At 40.1% G+C, this 18,313-nt stretch carries 13 protein-coding genes and 1 pseudogene; 9 read left to right on the top strand and 5 right to left on the bottom strand.

Annotated features, from left to right (window positions below; translation table 11 throughout):
* Positions 1-84 precede the first annotated feature (84 nt).
* The 3 genes from obgE (at position 85) to H6G74_RS25035 (ending at position 2,907) form a co-directional block, all read left to right on the top strand.
* Positions 85-1,113, top strand: a complete 1,029-nt coding sequence (obgE, locus tag H6G74_RS25025; RefSeq protein ID WP_190970217.1) for a GTPase ObgE — start codon at positions 85-87, stop codon at positions 1,111-1,113.
* Between the two features lie 83 nt (positions 1,114-1,196).
* Positions 1,197-1,778: a Uma2 family endonuclease gene (locus tag H6G74_RS25030; RefSeq protein ID WP_190970218.1), complete on the top strand. Its 582-nt coding sequence runs from the start codon at positions 1,197-1,199 to the stop codon at positions 1,776-1,778.
* A gap of 109 nt (positions 1,779-1,887) precedes the next feature.
* Positions 1,888-2,907, top strand: a complete 1,020-nt coding sequence (locus tag H6G74_RS25035; RefSeq protein ID WP_190970219.1) for a glutathione S-transferase family protein — start codon at positions 1,888-1,890, stop codon at positions 2,905-2,907.
* Here H6G74_RS25035 and H6G74_RS25040 read toward each other — a convergent pair.
* The 4 genes from H6G74_RS25040 to H6G74_RS25055 all read right to left on the bottom strand — a co-directional run bounded on the left by H6G74_RS25040 (position 2,891) and on the right by H6G74_RS25055 (position 9,219).
* Positions 2,891-3,661, bottom strand: a complete 771-nt coding sequence (locus tag H6G74_RS25040; RefSeq protein WP_190970220.1) for a hypothetical protein — start codon at positions 3,659-3,661, stop codon at positions 2,891-2,893. The genes H6G74_RS25035 and H6G74_RS25040 overlap by 17 nt on opposite strands.
* 818 nt (positions 3,662-4,479) lie before the next feature.
* Entirely contained in the window at positions 4,480-7,263 is a 2,784-nt protein-coding gene (locus H6G74_RS25045) for a GAF domain-containing sensor histidine kinase (RefSeq protein WP_190970221.1), read from the bottom strand.
* 325 nt (positions 7,264-7,588) lie between these two features.
* Complete coding sequence (locus H6G74_RS25050; protein ID WP_190970232.1) at positions 7,589-8,074, bottom strand: NADAR family protein; 486 nt, start codon at positions 8,072-8,074, stop codon at positions 7,589-7,591.
* A 119-nt stretch (positions 8,075-8,193) separates the two neighbouring features.
* On the bottom strand, positions 8,194-9,219 hold the full coding sequence (locus H6G74_RS25055) for a Gfo/Idh/MocA family protein (protein ID WP_190970222.1): 1,026 nt from the start codon (positions 9,217-9,219) through the stop codon (positions 8,194-8,196).
* Between the two features lie 452 nt (positions 9,220-9,671).
* On the opposite strand from H6G74_RS25055, the gene H6G74_RS25060 reads away from it, so the two are divergent.
* The 6 genes from H6G74_RS25060 to H6G74_RS25085 all read left to right on the top strand — a co-directional run bounded on the left by H6G74_RS25060 (position 9,672) and on the right by H6G74_RS25085 (position 18,183).
* The gene (locus H6G74_RS25060; protein WP_190970223.1) at positions 9,672-10,415 is read left to right on the top strand and encodes a DUF928 domain-containing protein; all 744 of its coding nucleotides are present in this window, start codon (positions 9,672-9,674) and stop codon (positions 10,413-10,415) included.
* A gap of 250 nt (positions 10,416-10,665) precedes the next feature.
* Positions 10,666-12,888 carry a CHASE2 domain-containing protein gene (locus H6G74_RS25065; RefSeq protein WP_190970224.1) on the top strand — a complete coding sequence of 741 codons (2,223 nt, stop codon included), beginning with the start codon at positions 10,666-10,668 and terminating at the stop codon, positions 12,886-12,888.
* 91 nt (positions 12,889-12,979) lie between these two features.
* Positions 12,980-14,383, top strand: coding sequence for a folate/biopterin family MFS transporter (locus tag H6G74_RS25070; RefSeq protein WP_190970225.1), 1,404 nt, complete (start codon positions 12,980-12,982; stop codon positions 14,381-14,383).
* 199 nt (positions 14,384-14,582) lie between these two features.
* Positions 14,583-16,079: a carotenoid oxygenase family protein gene (locus H6G74_RS25075; RefSeq protein WP_190970226.1), complete on the top strand. Its 1,497-nt coding sequence runs from the start codon at positions 14,583-14,585 to the stop codon at positions 16,077-16,079.
* Between the two features lie 178 nt (positions 16,080-16,257).
* Positions 16,258-17,547, top strand: a complete 1,290-nt coding sequence (locus H6G74_RS25080) for a Glu/Leu/Phe/Val family dehydrogenase (protein WP_190970227.1) — start codon at positions 16,258-16,260, stop codon at positions 17,545-17,547.
* Positions 17,548-17,814: 267 nt separating this feature from the next.
* On the top strand, positions 17,815-18,183 hold the full coding sequence (locus tag H6G74_RS25085; protein ID WP_190970228.1) for an EamA family transporter: 369 nt from the start codon (positions 17,815-17,817) through the stop codon (positions 18,181-18,183).
* A 22-nt stretch (positions 18,184-18,205) separates the two neighbouring features.
* On the opposite strand, the pseudogene H6G74_RS31950 reads toward H6G74_RS25085, so the two are convergent.
* A pseudogene (locus H6G74_RS31950) lies at positions 18,206-18,313 on the bottom strand (IS982 family transposase); the annotation flags it as partial.

The raw sequence follows: 18,313 nt of genomic DNA on the forward strand, positions 1-18,313 counted from the left end.
TGTTGAGTTAAAAGTAGAGAATAAAGATAAAGCATTGATTAAAAAACTTATAATTTAGAACTCACAACTCAGCACTGTAGAAATATGCAATTCATTGATCAAGTAGCAATTGAAGTTGAAGCGGGTAAAGGTGGCGATGGTATTGTCGCCTTTCGTAGAGAAAAATATGTGCCGGCTGGCGGCCCCTCTGGCGGAAATGGCGGACGCGGCGGTTCTGTGATATTCCAGGCTGTAGAAAACCTCCAAACCCTCCTTGACTTTAGATATAACCATCTATTTAAGGCGGAAAATGGTGGTCGAGGCGGCCCTAATAACCGTACTGGCGCATCCGGGAAAGATTTAATCATCGAAGTTCCCTGCGGTACAGTGATTTATGATGCCGAAACTGATGAAATTATCGGCGATTTAATTACACCAGAACAAACTTTAGTCATTGCCGAAGGCGGTAAAGGTGGACTGGGAAATCAACATTTTTTAAGTAACCGCAACCGCGCCCCAGAATACGCCCTCCCTGGTTTAGAAGGTGAAAAAAAGTCTCTCCGTTTGGAGTTGAAACTATTAGCAGAAGTCGGAATTATTGGTTTACCAAATGCTGGTAAATCGACTTTGATTTCCTCATTATCGGCAGCCAGACCAAAAATTGCTGATTATCCTTTTACCACTCTGATACCAAATTTGGGTGTCGTGCGGAAACCTACGGGTGATGGTACAGTTTTTGCTGACATTCCCGGACTAATTGAAGGTGCAGCCCAAGGTGCCGGTTTGGGACATGATTTTTTACGTCACATTGAACGCACAAGGGTACTATTACATTTAATTGACGCAACTAGTGATGATGTCATCAGAGACTACAATACCATTCAACAAGAATTGCAAGCTTATGGACGCGGTTTAGCAGAGCGTCCGCAAATTTTAGCACTGAATAAAATTGACGCAGTTGATAGAGAAGAAGTTGATTTAGATGAGTTAGCTACCCAATTAAATCACCTTGCCTATGCTCCAGTTTTCGTGATTTCGGCGGTCACTCGTACTGGTTTAGAGCCAATGTTACAAGAAGTTTGGAATGTTATTGACCAAATTAATGCTATTGAAGCCGAGCAAGTGTTGAGTTGAGTTAACTTAAAATAAAACAACAGATATACCCAGATAAATTATATGTGTTTATCTGCGGTTAATTACTGATTATTTTGGTAGTTATGCAGTTACCAGAAAAACGCTACTATTCGCCGGAAGAATATTTAGAATTTGAGGTTAATTCAGAGGAAAAGCACGAATATATTGACGGTCAAATTATTCTTATGCCGGGTGGAACACCAAATCATAACAAACTTGCTGGTAATTTGTATGCAGCAATCCTTTACGCTATGAAGCGTCTGCCTTACGAAGTGTATTCTAGTGACCAGCGTATATGGATACCTCAGAAACATATCCTTACTTATCCTGATGTATCGGTAGTGAAAACTCCTTTGGAATATCAAGAAGGAAGACGGGATACTTTAATTAACCCAGTGTTGATTGCTGAGGTGTTATCAAAATCTACTAAAAGTTATGACCGCGATGAAAAGTTTGCTGCTTATCGGACAATTCCTAATTTTCAAGAATATATTCTGATTGACCAATATAAAATCCACGTGGAGCATTATTACAAAACCGATAATAATAAGTGGATATTTTCTGAATATGAAGATGCAAATCTTTTGTTGAATTTATCTTCTATTCCTTGTCAGGTTTTACTGGGGGATATTTACGATAAGGTTGATTTGAGTGTAGAGGAGTAAAAACTTCACGCCAAGGCACAGAGACGAGAAAGAGCGTTAAAGTTGTAATTGAGCATAAATGCGTAGACGCAATTAGTAGCTTGTCCTAGACATCGGTTTCTACTCAACTATGACTGATACCAAAATTAAGAAAAAAGGCAAATCTCTACCGCCAAAGCTCATTATTGGTTTAGGTAAGTTTGTCTGGACGACTCTTTGGCATATTATGATGTCTCGACTCGCCCCCCGCAATCAATCAGGGGAATATATTCGTCCCGACAGTCAGTTTAGAAGTGTTGTGAGTCAAGCTGAAGGTAACATTTACCAACCAGCAGCAGGACGTTATAAACTTTACGTTGGCTTGGGTTGTCCTTGGGCGCATCGCACACTAGTTGTCAGGGCGCTCAAAGGATTGGAAGATGTGATATCAGTTACTACCGTTGAACCTTCGGCGGAGACTGGGGGTTGGGTATTTACTAGCGAAGATGAAGGTTGTCAAACTCTAGCCCAATTGTATCAGCTTGCCCAACCTGGCTACACTGGGCGTTGTACAGTTCCAGTTTTATGGGATAAACAAACCAAAACCATTGTCAATAACGAAAGTGCGGAAATTATTGTCATCCTGAACTCAGAATTTAATCAGTTGGCGACAAATCCCACATTAAATCTCTACCCAGCCGGACTCAAAGAAAAAATTGACTGGTGGAATCAAAAGATTTACACAAATGTTAATAATGGCGTTTATCGCTGTGGCTTTGCTCAAACTCAAGCCGCCTACAACCAAGCTTGTGATCAATTATTCGATACTCTGGATGAAATTGATGCAGCGTTGAATAACAGTCGATATCTTTGTGGTAACAATGTCACTTTAGCGGATATACGTTTGTTTACAACGCTATTTCGCTTTGACATTGTGTACTATGGGTTGTTTAAGTGTAACCGCCACCGCATTCAAGACTATCCCAATTTGGGAGGTTACTTACGTGATTTATATCAGTTACCAGGCGTGGCTGGTACTTGTGATTTAGAAAGTGTCAAGCAAGACTATTATGGCAATCTTTTCCCGCTTAACCCTGGTGGAATTGTGCCGACTGGCCCTGATATGGCATTTATGTTAAAACCACATGGGCGTTTTAGTAAAATAACTTAAATCTTGCTAACTGAACTTCTAGGGCTTTAATGATAATTTTATTGAGTTCAGTACTATTTTTGAATTGCAGAATTTGTTGTGTTGGTAAATCAAACGGAATTTTACCTTCTAAATCTGGGCGCTGCATGTGTGCTAACAAAATTTGTTCGGAGCGTTTACTTTGAATTGCATAGCCAATTTCTACGCAAACATTGGGACTAGGAATGAGTTGCTGATTTTCTTGGCTGTCAATGCTGGCGATGGCTGTAGTATCAGCTATAAACAACAAACTCTTGCGGATTTTTCGCATCATGGCTTTATTTAAGCGCAGAATGCCATCACTCGGTCTATAGGATTCTACTAATGTTAAAGGCAGACGCGATCGCATATTCAAAATTTCCAGGCTTTTTTGCAATCCCTCGCGCAAGGCTTCACTAGCTACACTATACTCAGTTTGATAGCAGAAAAAAATGGTTGGATCTAATTGCGCTAACAATGCTTGTTTGGTGAAATAAATTTCATGACTAATCAAGTCAATATTAGCTACACAATAACCACCACTACCTTCAATATAAAATTCAATATTTTCTCCTTCCAAATAACGCTCGAACCATACAGATTTTTTCACGTCATCACTATCTTCTAAAAAGTCTGCTCGCAAAGCCGAACGCAGTAGACTTTTTTTACTGAGACGAATATCTGCTGGGCGTTTTTCTAATTGTGAAATCGGTTCGTAATCTTGGAGATACCATGCTCTGAGCGCAATAATTGACATAAGGCGCTATTTGAATTATTTAAATGTTGATTTCACTAAAATTCAGAATTCTTCAGGCGAACGATCATTTGACCGTACAGAAGTTACAAGTCTGAAGAAATTAAATAACCCCCACTCAATAACTTACTGCTGAATTCTGGATTCTACATTTTACTGCAATTAGCTGGCTACTAGCTTACACTGATTTACCTAAATACAACAACACCCAAGCATTTACTAGCTAAGATTATTTCCTCCTCTTGTTTCTTCTAGGCAGGGATGTAATCTCTTTCACCACTCAAAACAAGCAATGAAAACCAGTTTACAGCGCCCCCTGATTTTCAATATTTGAGGAAATATCAGCGATCGCGTTGGGTGTTGTTGGGTTTGTACGAGACAGACATAAATTCAACAGCGTTTTACCTCTTCTTTTTTATTGCAATCTAGCTGTTTTATCTGCCAGGGAAGCTAAGTATAGGACTCATATTTGATTTCTGAAAAAAATCAGTACACCCAGATCAGGCTTTTTTCCTACTCCCTACTCCCCATTCCCTACTCCCTGCCTACACAACTAGATTCAGGAATCAAATCATATTCCTATAGCTTCATTTATTAGATTAACATCAGTAGATTAATATGGATATTTATGCAAATAAACTTTACTTTTAGCATCAGAATTATTAATATTTATAACTGATAAGTATTGGATTAATAGTAATGAAATTTATTTCTATTTTCCGACTAAATAATTGTTAATTACTTATTACTAAAACAACATAATTATTAAATTAACATTCGCCTTTCGTTAATTTTTATTGAGAGAAAATAAGACTAATCAGCTATTGTAAATCCATTACTATAGTTGATTCTACTGCCTGCTTTTCTCTATTATTTATGTGACGTAACAACCTAATGGGAATTTCAATCCAAAACTCTGTACCTTTGCCGACTTCGGAAATACAATCCATCATTCCACCATGTTTTTCTACAATAATTTGGTAACTAATTGCTAATCCCAAACCTGTACCTTTGCCTACAGCTTTGGTGGTGAAAAAAGGATCAAAAATTCGCTTCCTGACATCTTCTGTCATTCCTGGCCCATTATCAGCAATGCGAATCAATATACGAGACGTATCTGTAGCTAATCTAGTAGAGATTGAAATTTTCGGCTTAGGAAGCTGAAATTTATCCTGTGCTAAATCTCCTTGATTTTCCAAGACATCAATAGCATTTGTCAGAATGTTCATAAAGACTTGATTTATTTGTCCTGCATAACATTCTATCAATGGTAAATCACCATAATCTTTGAGAATATCAATGCCTGTAAAATTAGCTGTGGATTTCAGACGATGTTGTAAAATTAATAAAGTATTATCTATGCCTTCATGTAAATCAACGGGTTTGTTTTCTGCTTCATCTAATCGGGAAAAATTGCGTAAAGATAAAACAATCGAACGGATACGATCGGCTCCAATTTGCATTGAAGAAATCATTTTTGGTAAATCCTCTGCCAAAAATTCTAAGTCAACGCTTCTGGCCGTGGACATAATTTCAGGATGTGGTTGAGGATAATGCAGTTGATAAAGTTCGATAATTTTTAACAAGTCTTGAGTATATCTGTTTGCATAATGTAAGTTACCGTAAATAAAGTTAACTGGGTTGTTAATTTCGTGGGCTACACCTGCTACTAGTTGACCTAAACTAGACATTTTTTCAGTCTGAATTAATTGTGTTTGTGCTGCTTGAAGTTCTATTAAAGTTCGTTCTAATTGTGTAGCTTTTGCTCTAGCTTCTGCTTCAGACAGACAACTTTGTTCATAAAGTTGAGCTTGCTGAATAGCGATCGCAGCTTGATCTGCCAACTGTTGTAGTAAATTTATTTCTGTATCTTGCCATTCTCTGGGCTTTGCACACTGATGAACAATCAGTAAGCCCCAAAGTTGCAAACCTATATTGATGGGAACAGTTAAGTTAGCTTGTACTTGTATACTCTGCAAAAATTCTCGGTGACAAGCACTTATAGAATCCGTATTGACATTATTAATAGTTTTAACGTTACCCTGCAAGAATAAACCTGTTGCTTCATCGGGGATACAGCCTGCTGGTGTGGGAATTCCCAAAGTTGATGACCAAGACCCGTTGATTTCTTCAACCATTACCTGACCTTCCGACTCACCAGTTCTTTGATAAATCAGAACCCTATCAGAATTCAGCAGCGAACGAACTTCATAGACAATAGTTTGTAAGGTAGTTTTCAAATCTAATGAACGGCGAATTTGTTCGGAAACTTGCTTAGTTACCTTAGTAAACAATAAGGATTTTTCTAGTTCCGCCGTTTTCTCTTTTACCCGCAGTTCTAAATTGGTATTGAGTGTCTGTACTTCTTGGTAGATTTGTTGTTGCTGAATAGCAATCGAAAAGCTATGAGACAAAGCCTGGGCGAGAGAAATTTCTTCATCTGTCCAAGCAATAGCTTGTCCTTTTTTTTCTTCTCGCCACACATCAAAAGAAATTTGTGGTAACTGTTGTTGAGGATTTTGCTCACGTCGTCCAGCCCACAGGATTTCGGTGTTGAATTCTGGACGAAACACACTCAACACACCGATTAATTTTTGTCGGTAATGCAGAGGTATGACTAACATACCCCGAATTTGGGTTAGTTGAAACGCAAATGCCAAAACACGCAAATGTGCTTCATGGTAAAGGTTAGTGGTCATCCAAATTTGACCTTGTTTGCATTCATCCATCCATTTTTGCCAAACAGGATGTTGTTCGATGATGCTAGTTTCTACCTCAAATGGAATTGTTGGTTGCTCGCCAAATGTGTAAACTTCTGTTACTGGTTCAATGTAAAGGCGGCCACCTATGCCATTTAAGGCTGTGATCGTTTCTTCTAAAGCGGCCTGTAATTCCAGGTTAGGTAATTGATGTAGTAGGGTAGTAACATGATTAATTGTCTCTTCCCGCTTCTGTCTTGCTAAAGTTTGGGTGTAAAGATTACTTTGAGTAATAGCGATCGCTACTTGATCAACAACTTGCTGGACTAAAGTTAGTTCTGCTGGGGAAATTTCTCGTGGTTGACTGTGATGTGATACCAATAGTCCCCAAAGTATGGGTTTGAGAGAATCACCTTGGACTTCGCTATGTAAAATCGGCACCACTAGCGAAGACTGCACCCCCATTGCTGTTAAATATTGAATATGACAGGGATCTACTTGTTGATAGTCGGTATTTTCGCTTTCTAGAAGTTCTTCTGTAGCGTTGGGCGCTGGCAAAGATAACCCTAATTTGCCCCTAGATACATCAACAATTACACGTTGCTGTCCTAATAACAGCATTTTTCTGCTTTCCAGAGGAATATCTGAATCTGGAAAGCGTAACCCGATTAAGGATGGTAGTACTTGATCATTCAGAGATTCAGCAATAACTTCACCACTACCATCAGCATCAAACCGATATACCATCACTCGGTCTGTAGCCAAAAACAAACGAACTTCGGCAACGGTAGCGGTTAAAATATCTGCCAGTTCCAGCGATCGCCTAATCCGGTTAATTATCCGGTGTAATAAACCCTCTTGACCAAAGGGAGGCTGCGAACCGCTTGGGTTATCAGTATATTCCATTGCCTACTAAACCTATAAAAAATAATTAAACTATGTTAGAAAAATGCTGCTATACCCAGAGCCGCCATTTCTATCTTTGACTTTTAATAACGACGAGAAAATATTAATTGTCAACTAATTTTATACCTACTGCAAAATGATGTATTCGGTAGGATTATGTAAATCAACCAATTCCAAAATTGTCTCTATGAATCTTAATTTTTTTATAATTTTTTAATTTTTAATCGCTGCAATTAAGTAAATCTAGTGATACTACCTTTCAATTTTGTTGATTTAGGGAATGTCAGCATTCCCCCTATCAGTATTCTGACACTTTTATATGTATCTACTCTTGGTGACAATCACTGGTAATTACGGAGTAAAGGCATAAGTGACGAATTTCTTCGCGCACCTTCATCAGAATTTTACCTAGATTGTTATGACCAGTTTTATCTTGACCACAACCCCAAAAATAGTCAGTAGGAGAATTTTCTACAATCGTCTCATCTCCTGTGGCTAGTAAAACTTCTCGAATATCAGTATGGGTGAGAAATTTTTTGAGTACTGCTTCACGCATCACTTGAGTTTTCACCAAATCCCAATCTAAACGTACTGTCCTGGAACTACAGCGTCCTAGGGCTGCGGCTTCTTCTGGTGTGGCAGCAGCATGAATTACAGGTATAATTGCTGCATCTTTGCTACTCACAAACTTTTGGGCTTGATAATAATGCTCAACTGTTGACCAATAAGTACCTTGGATTTGGATGGGATGGGAAGAAAAGTTAGAAAAACAACCGTAAGGCTGCCACACTTTGTAAAAGTAAATAGTCATTTGAAAATTTATGTTCATATATATTCAATCTATAGCAGTCCTAATACTTTCTTGAAAAATCAAAATCCCCAACTACCTAATAAAGTCGGGGATCTGAGTAGAGAGATTTTCTGAAAATCTTAAATATTGGTTAAAAAAATAGATTTTCCACCTTGATTGAGAGATGTGGTTAAAGCTGCCAGAATTTTGACTAACTCTGTACCTACCCAACCTGATGACACAAGCGGCGGTTGATTCTGGAGTATGGATTGAATAAAGCGATCGCACACTTGTTGCAAAGGTTCACCTGGATTTAATTCAATCACTTCTCGGCTTTGATTCACCGGGAGAAAATGATTTCCTTGGCGTTCAAACTCACCATGTAATAAAGTCAATGGTGCATTCGGTGACATTTCATCAAAAATTAAACTACCCAGACTACCCACCACAGCCAAACGCCTTTGTTTATCAGGGTTTAGCCAGCATAAATGAATGTATGCTTGAAAGTTATTCGGGTAGGTCAGCGTCACCCAAACTAAATCTGCTAAACCAGATGGTGAGTTTTCTGCTGTTTGCAACCACACTGTCCCCGTTGCTTGCACCTTCACAGGTACTTGTCCCAGCCAGTTGTTAAAAATCGCAATATCATGAATCGCTAAGTCCCAGAGTGCATCAACATCTTGGCGGACTGGCCCCAAGTGGATGCGAGAAGCATAACCATAACGTAATTCACCTAATTGATTCGCCTCAACTACCGCTTTTCCCGCGATAACGGCTGGGTGAAATAAATAAGTATGGTCAACCATCAAGATTAACTTTTGTAACTCTGCTAAATAGCAAAGTTCCTCACATTCCTTGGGGTCTAAAGTTAAAGGCTTTTCCGCTAAAACATGGTATCCCTGCTGGAGAGCATCTTTGATTAAATGATAGTGAGTCGTGGCTGGTGTGGCGATCGCGACTGCGGCTAAATCTGCTATTTCCTGTAAAGCTGACCATTGAGTTGTTAATAATACATTTTCATCTAAATTAAATTGCTGCTTGGCTGCTGTTAATCTTTCTATATGGGGATCTAATACTGCTGCGACACTTACTTGGGGATGTGCTAAAAAATTCCGCAGTAAATGTACGCCCCAACGCCCAACTCCAATAACTGCGATTTTAATCATTGGTTAACCGTCAAAAATCAATAGTCAATAGTCAGCGTTAAAAGTGCGATCGTCAACAGTAAAGATGCCAAATTTCTCATTTCTACTAAATATTTCAAGTATTGATTTATACAAAAAAATCCTAGTTATTTTTGGACAGTGCAAACTCCAAGGTGATTTTTGGGAACACTTAAGTTTAGCTGACTGCCAGGTATATAGCGGTTCTTACTTGCTTGTAATACAGTTGGAACCCCACCCCGCATTTGCTGACGCAAACGCTCCCCTCCCCGCTTGCGGAGAGAAGTTGCGTGCGGGGGTTCCCCCCGTTGAGCAAACTTCGGGGGAGGGGTTGGGGGTGGGGTTGAAATGTACCTCATCCAACCGAGAACCGCTATAACTGAATTCCTGGAACAAGCCAGTAAGTAAAAATTTATCAGTTTTTGTAAATCTCAAACCAAAGCAATATCATCAATATGAAATGGATTAATTCATCCGTATATTTTGCCGTCTTGTCCATATTGTGCTTAGACGTTCTGCCAATTTCTAGTCTCACAGCACAAGTAAAAGCTGAATCTGTCTCAAAAACGCAAGGATGGCAAATTAGCCAAGCATTTAAGCCACCAAAACGCGGAGATCCACCCGCCAGTGCTGGTGGTTCAACTCGTGGTTCTAGTTGTTTGAAAGGCAAGAAACAAATAGTCCCTCTCTTACCTCCAAATAAACTAGGTTTGACATTAGCTGAACGTCCCACATTTTTTTTGTTTGTACCGGAATCTTCAGTCAAAACAGCCAAGTTTGTGCTTTTAACTGACCAAGATGAAAATTCTGTTTACGAAACAACCTTGAAGCTGCCAAATAAACCTGGAATTATCAGTTTTACCTTACCTAAGACTGCCCCAGAATTGGCAGTTGGGAAAACTTACCATTGGTATTTCACTGTTGTTTGTAATTCTCAAGATGCCAGCACAAATCCTTGGGTAGATGGTTGGGTAGAACGCACTGAAGCGGAAGCCTCATTGTCAGCAGCATTAGCCAAAACACAACCACGCAAATTACCTAGCCTTTATGCTGAAGCTGGGATTTGGTACGAAGCACTGGCAACTTCAGCTCAATTACGGCGCAGTGAGCCGAAAAATGTCCGAGCCAGAATTGATTGGTGGACATTATTGAAATCAGTGAATTTAAATACACTGGCTTCTGAGCAATTTGTTGATTGATGTAAAAGTGACTAAAGCAGAATTCAGTAGTCAGAATTCAGAAGCAACTAGTATTTAAGACATCCAAATTTTCAAGTTGGCAGCAGTGTTTAACTCTGTTGGTTTGTCTAAGGTTGGACACAGAATGAATTCTGGCTCCTGACTCCTGAATTCTATTTGATCAGTAAATAGGTAACAAAAAATACGGATAGGTAACTGGGGAGTGCGAATTGAATGAAAAACTAATTTGCTATACCCAGTACCTAAAATTATGATGTGGTCAAAACTTAAGCCGCAAATTTGGCAATGGCGGGGTGTTTTATTTGCTGTTCCTAGTATGACAGCCTTAGTGATTGGCTTAAGGTTGATGGGTTGGTTGCAACTATTAGAGTTAGTAGCGTTGGATCATTTTTTCCAAATGCGTCCTTCAGAATCAGTTGATAGCCGCATTGTGATTGTCGAGATTAATGAAGCAGATATCCGTCGGCAAACGCAATGGCCAATGACTGATGCTGCTTTAGCTACTGTGTTAGAGAAAATCAAGCAACAAAAACCCAGGGCGATTGGTTTAGATATTTATCGTGATTTACCAGTTAATCCTGGTCATCAAGATTTAGTGAAAGTATTTAAATCGACACCTAATATTATTGGAGTCCAAAAAGTTTCTGATACTATTGATAGTTCTGCTGTGAATGCTTCGCCTGTATTGAAGCAACAGCATCAAATTGGATCAAATGATTTACCTATAGATATTGATGGCAAAATTAGACGCGGATTGCTCTACGTTAATTTAAAAAACGACGAAGTTTTAGAAAGCTTTGCTTTGAAGCTGGCTTTGTTATATTTAAAGCCTGAAGGGATTACCGAGCAACCATCAGTCAAGAACCCAAACTATTTACAGTTAGGCAAAGGTATTTTTCCAATCTTTGAGGCTAATGATGGCAGTTATATTCGGGCGAATGCTGGTAGTTATCAAGTGCTGCTCAACTATCGAGGACGAACACAAAAGTTTCAAAAAATTTCTTTAACTCAAATCCAAACCAATCAGATTTCGGCAGATTTGCTGCGGGATAAGGTGGTACTAATTGGCGCAACGGCTGAAAGTTTAAAAGATTTATTTTATACGCCATATAGTAGTAGTGTGTTTGCTGCACCAGAGCGTATGGCTGGTGTGACGATTCATGCAAATTTAATTAGTCAAATTTTGAGTGCTGCTCTAGATGGTCGTCCACAAATTCAAAGTTTACCTGAGCCTTTAGAATATTTGTGGATTTTGAGTTGGTCGATCGCAGGTGCAACTTTATGTTGGGTACAACGCCACAATAGTCATCAAAAAATCCGTTTACCTATTAATGTGGTGTTAACGACTAGTACTTTAGTCGGCACTGGTTTTATAGCTTTTTTAGCTGGTTGGTGGATTCCGATTGTACCGCCATTTTTAGCATTAGCTGGTTCAGCGATCGCAGTTACTTACTACATTGCAGAAACCGCCAATGGAATGCGGAAAACTTTTGGACGTTACCTGACTGATGAGGTCGTTGCTAATTTACTAGAAAATCCCACCGGCTTAACCATCGGTGGCGAACGCCGCAAAGTCACACTGCTATTTTCTGACTTACGTGGCTTTTCTGCCATGTCTGAACAGTTACCACCTGAACAAGTGGTGTCAGTTCTCAATTATTACCTAGAGGCAATGACTGATGTAATTAATCAGTACAAAGGTACGATTAATGAGTTTATGGGTGACGGTATCTTTGTGATGTTCGGTGCGCCTGTGAATCGTCCTGATGATTGTCAAAGAGCGATCGCTTGTGCAATTGCCATGCAATTAGTAATGCAGCAAGTCAATGAACATAATAAAAAAATGAATCTCCCAATTCTAGAAATGGGTATTGGAATTAATACAGGTGAAGTTGTTGCTGGTAATATCGGTTCCCAAAAACGCGCTAAATATACAGTTGTTGGTAGCCATGTCAACTTGGCTTCTCGTGTCGAAACTTATACAGTCGGGGGACAAGTTTTAATTTCGGAAAATACCCTCAAAGAGGCTGACATTGAACTAAACATTGGCAACCAAATGCAAATCCAGCCTAAAGGCATCAGAGAATCAATCACTATTTATGAAGTTCACGGTGTTGGTGGGCAATATAATTTGTTTCTGCCCAACGACGATGGGGAAATGGTGACTTTAACTCAGCCAGTTTTAGTCGAGTATACAATCTTACAAGGCAAACAAGCCGTTGGCACAGCATTTCCAGGGGAATTGATTAGCCTTTCCCCCAAGGTTGCACAGATGCGATCGCTCAATTCTTTAGAAGTCTTAAATAACCTGAAACTTAAATTACTCAATACCGAACTCAGCACCGAAGAAGATATTTACGCCAAGGTGATGAAAAAATCTGAGGTTGACGAACATCTGGTGACAATTCGCTTTACATCTGTACCACCAAAAGCGATCGCAGTTTTGGAATCCAGCATTAATGCTAATCATTGATTCCTACTCCCTATTCCCTACTCCCTACTCCCCAATTCATAAGAAATCGATATTATAGAAAAGTAGACAAAACTTAAAAAATATTTATCAAATGCTCATTGACTCGTCTGGCTTGTCCAAGGTCAAAGACTCGATAACCGAAAAAATCTTCTTCGGCCATGAACCCAGTGCCGAGTTAATTGCTATTCTTAGCGTTTACTTTGTCCAAGGGATTTTAGGACTAGCGCGTTTAGCTGTTAGCTTTTTCCTCAAGGATGAACTAATGCTGAGTCCGGCGCAGGTATCAGCATTATTTGGTGTTGTCGCCTTACCGTGGATGATCAAGCCGCTATTTGGCTTTATGTCTGACGGCTTACCAATTTTTGGCTATCGTCGCCGCCCATATTTAGTATTGTCTGGGATATTAGGTGCTATTGCTTGGGTGAGTATGGCCACAGTAGTTCATAGTAGCTGGGCGGCAACAGCTGCGATCGCCCTCAGTTCCCTGGCTGTAGCTGTCAGCGATGTCATAGTCGATTCCCTGGTTGTCGAACGAGCCAGAGTCGAATCCCAAGCAGATGCAGGCTCATTACAATCTTTATGTTGGGGCGCATCGGCTGTTGGTGGTTTAGTCACAGCATACTTCAGTGGCATCTTGCTCGAACATTTCACCACCCGCACAGTATTTTTTATTACCGCTTCTTTTCCGTTAATTGTCTCTGCGGCGGCTTGGTTTATTGCGGAATCTCCTGTTAATCAAGAAACTAACGATACTAATAACACTCAAGACCTAAGTATCAAACATCAACTTAAACAACTACGCCAAGCAGTCAGCCAAAAAACAATTTGGCTACCAGCAGCTTTCGTCTTTATTTTGCAAGCTACCCCAACCGCCGAATCAGCTTTTTTCTACTTCAGTACCAACGAACTCCACTTTGAACCAGAATTTTTAGGAAGAGTCCGCCTAGTTACAAGTCTCGCCTCCTTATTAGGTATTTGGATTTTTCAACGTTTTCTCAAAAGCGTTTCATTCCGGCTCATTTTTGGTTGGAGTACCGTGATTTCAGCAGCTTTAGGCATGACAATGCTGCTTTTGGTAACTCACACCAACCGAGCTTTAGGTATAGATGACCACTGGTTTAGTTTGGGAGATAGCCTCATTCTTACCGTAATGGGACAAATCGCCTATATGCCAGTTTTGGTATTAGCCGCCAGACTTTGCCCCCCTGGAGTCGAAGCAACCTTATTTGCTTTATTAATGTCCGTCTTTAACTTAGCCGGTATGGTCTCTTATGAATTTGGAGCCATCATTATGCACTGGCTAGGTATCACCGAGAGTAACTTTGACTCACTGTGGATTTTGGTAATTATCACCAATCTCAGCACCTTGTTACCACTAGTGTTTCTTAATTGGCTACCAAAAGAGGAAACCCAAACCGAAAGCTTACCAACTAACAGCGAACCATTCATTCAAAATTTAATACTCCCAGAACAAGAATCACAAGTGATTGAATAAAAATCAGAATTCAGAAGTCAGAATTGATCGGAGTTGGTTAATTAGTAATATCCATGATTAGCATTTCTATCTATAGCAATCCTAAATCATTTGTGAAATCTCTTTCTTTTTCTCTTTCTCTTTCTTTGTGTCCTACCCTTCGGGAAGCCGCTATCGTGTCTATGCGCCTTTGCGTCTCTGCGTGAAAAAAATCAAAACTATGCAGAATTTAAAAAATCAAGAATTACAAAAATCTTACAATCTAGAAGATTGGCAGAAAGGATATGAATCTCTACCCCAAGAATATGATTATTGGATTGATGAGATAGAAGGACAAATCCCCCCACAACTCCAAGGTACACTTTTTAGAAATGGCCCTGGATTATTGGATATAAATGGACAACGTATTCATCATCCCATTGATGGCGATGGAATGATTAGCCGCATTACATTCAATCAAGGTCGCGCTCATTTCCGTAATCGCTTTGTGCAGACTGATGATTATTTAGCAGAACAAAAAGCCGGAAAAATTTTATATCGCGGTGCATTTGGCACTCAAAAACCCGGTGGTTGGTTAGCGAATCTTTTCGATTTCAAAATTAAGAACACTGCCAACACCAGCGTTATTTATTGGGCAGAAAAACTGTTGGCATTGTGGGAAGGTGAAGACCCTTATCGCCTCGACCCATACACACTAGAAACCTTGGGTAGAGAAAATTTTCACGGTTTATTATCAGAGCGTCAACCCTTTAGCGCCCATCCCCGCATTGACCCTAGTAGTTATCAAGATGGTGGCGCACCTTGTCTAGTGAACTTTTCCAGTAACCCAGGGCTATCAACTAAACTGAGTGTTTTTGAACTTAACCAAATCGGTAAAGTTCTGAGAAAGTATGATTATACTATTCCTGGCTTCTGCTTTATTCACGATTTTGTCATTACACCCAATTACTATATATTCTTTCAAAATCCTGTCACCTTTAATCCCCTATTATTTGCTTTGGGTATTAGTAGTGCCGCAGAAAGTATCAAGTTTCAACCCAACAAGTTGACGCGGATTTTAGTAATTCCCCGCACTCCCCAAGAAGGACAACAAAACGTCCAAGTTTTAGAAACTCAAGCAGGCTTTATTTTCCATCACGCCAATGCTTTTGAGGTGGGCAATGAAATATTCATTGATACTATTTGCTATGAGAATTTTCCCGAACTAGAACCAGCCAGCGATTTTCGCCAAGTTGATTTTGAGCAGTTTCCCCCCGGTAATATTTGGCGGTTTCACCTAAATCTTGATAGTCAAACGGTACAAAAGAAATTAATCACAAATCATAGTTGTGAATTTCCTAGTGTAAATCCTAATAAAGTCGGGCGTTATTATCGCTATGTGTATGTAGCTGCGGCTCATGCAGAGACGGGACATGCTCCTGGACAAGCAATTCTCAAACTAGATTTAGAAACAGGAGCAAAACAACTTTGGAGTGATGCACCCCGTGGCTTTGTAGGCGAACCAATTTTTGTACCCCGTCCTGGTGCTGAACAAGAAGATGATGGTTGGATACTCACTTTGGTTTACGATGCGGCTCATCACCGTTCAGATGTGGTAATTTTAGATGCTAGTGATTTAACCAAAGGTGCGATCGCTCGTCTACACCTCAAACATCACATCCCCTATGGCTTTCATGGTCATTTCACTTCTGAGCTATTCTGCCCAATTGATCCCTGATGTATAAATATTGATTATTCACTGTTTATAAAGCACATTTCACCAGAACTGTGCTTTTTTTAACAAAAAATAAAATTGTAACAAAAACTACAGAAAATAATTCATTTTTGAATATAGAGGATAAGCTAGGCATATATGTATCCAGTTCGCAAAGATACCGCGATGAGGAGAAACTTTTATGATTGCAACACCGACAATGCCTCTAGAAGCCGCTACACCAGCCCATATATGCCCATTCGATCAAGCTTGTAGCTACTTAGAAGCAGCCGGGAAAGAATTAAGGTTAGACCAAGGTGTACTGGAAATTCTCAGCCATCCGCGCAAAGTTGTCACAGTTTCCATTCCCGTGAAACTAGACAATGGTGAAGTGCGAGTATTAGCAGGACATCGGGTACAACACTCGGATATTTTAGGCCCCTACAAAGGCGGAATTCGTTATCATCCGGCTGTCACATTGCGGGAAGTTTCAGCACTCGCTATGTTGATGACTTGGAAATGTGCGTTGTTGGGTATTCCTTATGGTGGTGCAAAGGGAGGAATTGCCATTGATCCACAACAATATAGTGTGGGAGAACTAGAACGCATTACCCGGCGTTACACTAGCGAATTAATTAAAGATATCGGCCCGTCCGTAGATATCCCTGCGCCAGATATGGGTACTTCTGCCCGTGAAATGGCTTGGATGATGGATACTTATTCTGTGAATGTTGGTCATGCTGTCCCAGGGGTTGTGACTGGTAAACCCCTATCTGTAGGTGGTTCCCTTGGTAGAGAAAAGGCCACCGGACGCGGCACAATGATTATTGTGCGGGAAGCTTTAGCAGACCAAGGCAGAACTTTAGCAGGAGTGCGAGTTGTTATTCAAGGTTTTGGTAATGTTGGTGGTGCAGCAGCTGAACTACTTCACCAAGCAGGCGCGAAAGTTATAGCAGTCTCCACCGGGACAGGTGGAGTATATGCGGCTGATGGGTTGGATATTCCCGCTTTAAAAGCTTACGCCGCCGAAAATCGTCACCATTTGGCTGGTTTCCCCAACGCTACAGTTATTACCAACGCCGAATTACTGACTTTACCTTGCGATGTCTTGATTCCGGCGGCTTTAGAAAACCAAATTACAGCAGAGAATGTCCATCAAATACAGGCGCAAATTATCGCTGAAGCCGCTAACGGCCCTGTAACTTTAGAAGCCAACCGTGTTCTAGAAGCGCAGGGTGTAACTGTACTACCAGATATTTTGGCCAATGCTGGGGGTGTGGTAGTGAGTTATCTGGAATGGGTGCAAGGTTTGTCTTACCTATTTTGGGATGAAGAAAGAGTCAACCGCGAAATGGAACATTTGATGGTGCAAGCTTACCATCAAGTGATTCAACAGTCTAAAGTGCGCCAAGTTCCTCTGCGGTTAGCAGCCTATACTTTGGGTGTAGGCAGAGTAGCACAGGCATTGAGCGATCGCGGTCTTTATCCTTGATAATTACATAAAGTAGAGACGTTGCTATGCAGCGTCTCTCCAGCAGAAAGGAGTCAGGTTGTGAAAGATCATTTTTCAGTTCTAGTCAGTCAAAATTAATATATGCTGAATGTATAATTTAGGTGAGTAATATCAAGTTCGGGTAATTAGTTATAATTCCGGAAATCGGTGGAGAAATGTAAACACCCTTTCCTATGCTCCCTTGCGTCCTCAGATCCTTCTGCGGTCTTAATGATAATTATTTCACCGAACACGATATAACAGCTTATGACCCCGCAAGAATTTAGTTTATTAATTGTATCAATCCTCATCAGCACAGCCGGACAATTTTTTTTGAAAATAGGCGCAAATAAATTAGGCAGGGTTAACTTAGGCAACGCAATCACTCACATTCTTAGTATTATCACAATACCAGAACTATTAATTGGATTAACTTGCTATGGTTTTGGTGCTATGTTTTATATCCTACTACTGTCTAGAGTTAACCTGAGCGTTGCTGGCCCATCTGTATCTATAGGTTACATTTTTTCTGTGTTGCTTGGCTATTGGATATTGAAAGAGCCGATACCTTTCATTCGCTTAGTTGGTTTAAGCTTTATTGTTGTGGGTGTAATCTTAGTGGTTTGGCGCAAATAATAAACTGTCTATATAGTACGCCTTATGTGAATGAAGCCAGAGGATGCTGTTCAAAAGTAAGCACATCAATACCAAAACGCTGACGCAGAAAAAGGCGTAGAGTATGACTGGTGATTTTAGCGGCAACATG

It is taken from the genome of Nostoc spongiaeforme FACHB-130 (assembly GCF_014698475.1).
In the GTDB taxonomy this organism is placed as follows: domain Bacteria; phylum Cyanobacteriota; class Cyanobacteriia; order Cyanobacteriales; family Nostocaceae; genus Nostoc_B; species Nostoc_B spongiaeforme.

Coding starts and splice junctions, on each gene's coding strand:
- H6G74_RS25030 (WP_190970218.1), top strand. CDS start 1,197: ATGCAGTTACCAGAAAAACGCTACTATTCGCCGGAAGAATATTTAGAA.
- H6G74_RS25085 (WP_190970228.1), top strand. CDS start 17,815: ATGACCCCGCAAGAATTTAGTTTATTAATTGTATCAATCCTCATCAGC.
- H6G74_RS25075 (WP_190970226.1), top strand. CDS start 14,583: ATGCAGAATTTAAAAAATCAAGAATTACAAAAATCTTACAATCTAGAA.
- H6G74_RS25050 (WP_190970232.1), bottom strand. CDS start 8,074: ATGACTATTTACTTTTACAAAGTGTGGCAGCCTTACGGTTGTTTTTCT.
- obgE (WP_190970217.1), top strand. CDS start 85: ATGCAATTCATTGATCAAGTAGCAATTGAAGTTGAAGCGGGTAAAGGT.
- H6G74_RS25080 (WP_190970227.1), top strand. CDS start 16,258: ATGATTGCAACACCGACAATGCCTCTAGAAGCCGCTACACCAGCCCAT.
- H6G74_RS25065 (WP_190970224.1), top strand. CDS start 10,666: ATGATGTGGTCAAAACTTAAGCCGCAAATTTGGCAATGGCGGGGTGTT.
- H6G74_RS25045 (WP_190970221.1), bottom strand. CDS start 7,263: ATGGAATATACTGATAACCCAAGCGGTTCGCAGCCTCCCTTTGGTCAA.
- H6G74_RS25070 (WP_190970225.1), top strand. CDS start 12,980: ATGCTCATTGACTCGTCTGGCTTGTCCAAGGTCAAAGACTCGATAACC.
- H6G74_RS25040 (WP_190970220.1), bottom strand. CDS start 3,661: ATGTCAATTATTGCGCTCAGAGCATGGTATCTCCAAGATTACGAACCG.
- H6G74_RS25055 (WP_190970222.1), bottom strand. CDS start 9,219: ATGATTAAAATCGCAGTTATTGGAGTTGGGCGTTGGGGCGTACATTTA.
- H6G74_RS25035 (WP_190970219.1), top strand. CDS start 1,888: ATGACTGATACCAAAATTAAGAAAAAAGGCAAATCTCTACCGCCAAAG.
- H6G74_RS25060 (WP_190970223.1), top strand. CDS start 9,672: ATGAAATGGATTAATTCATCCGTATATTTTGCCGTCTTGTCCATATTG.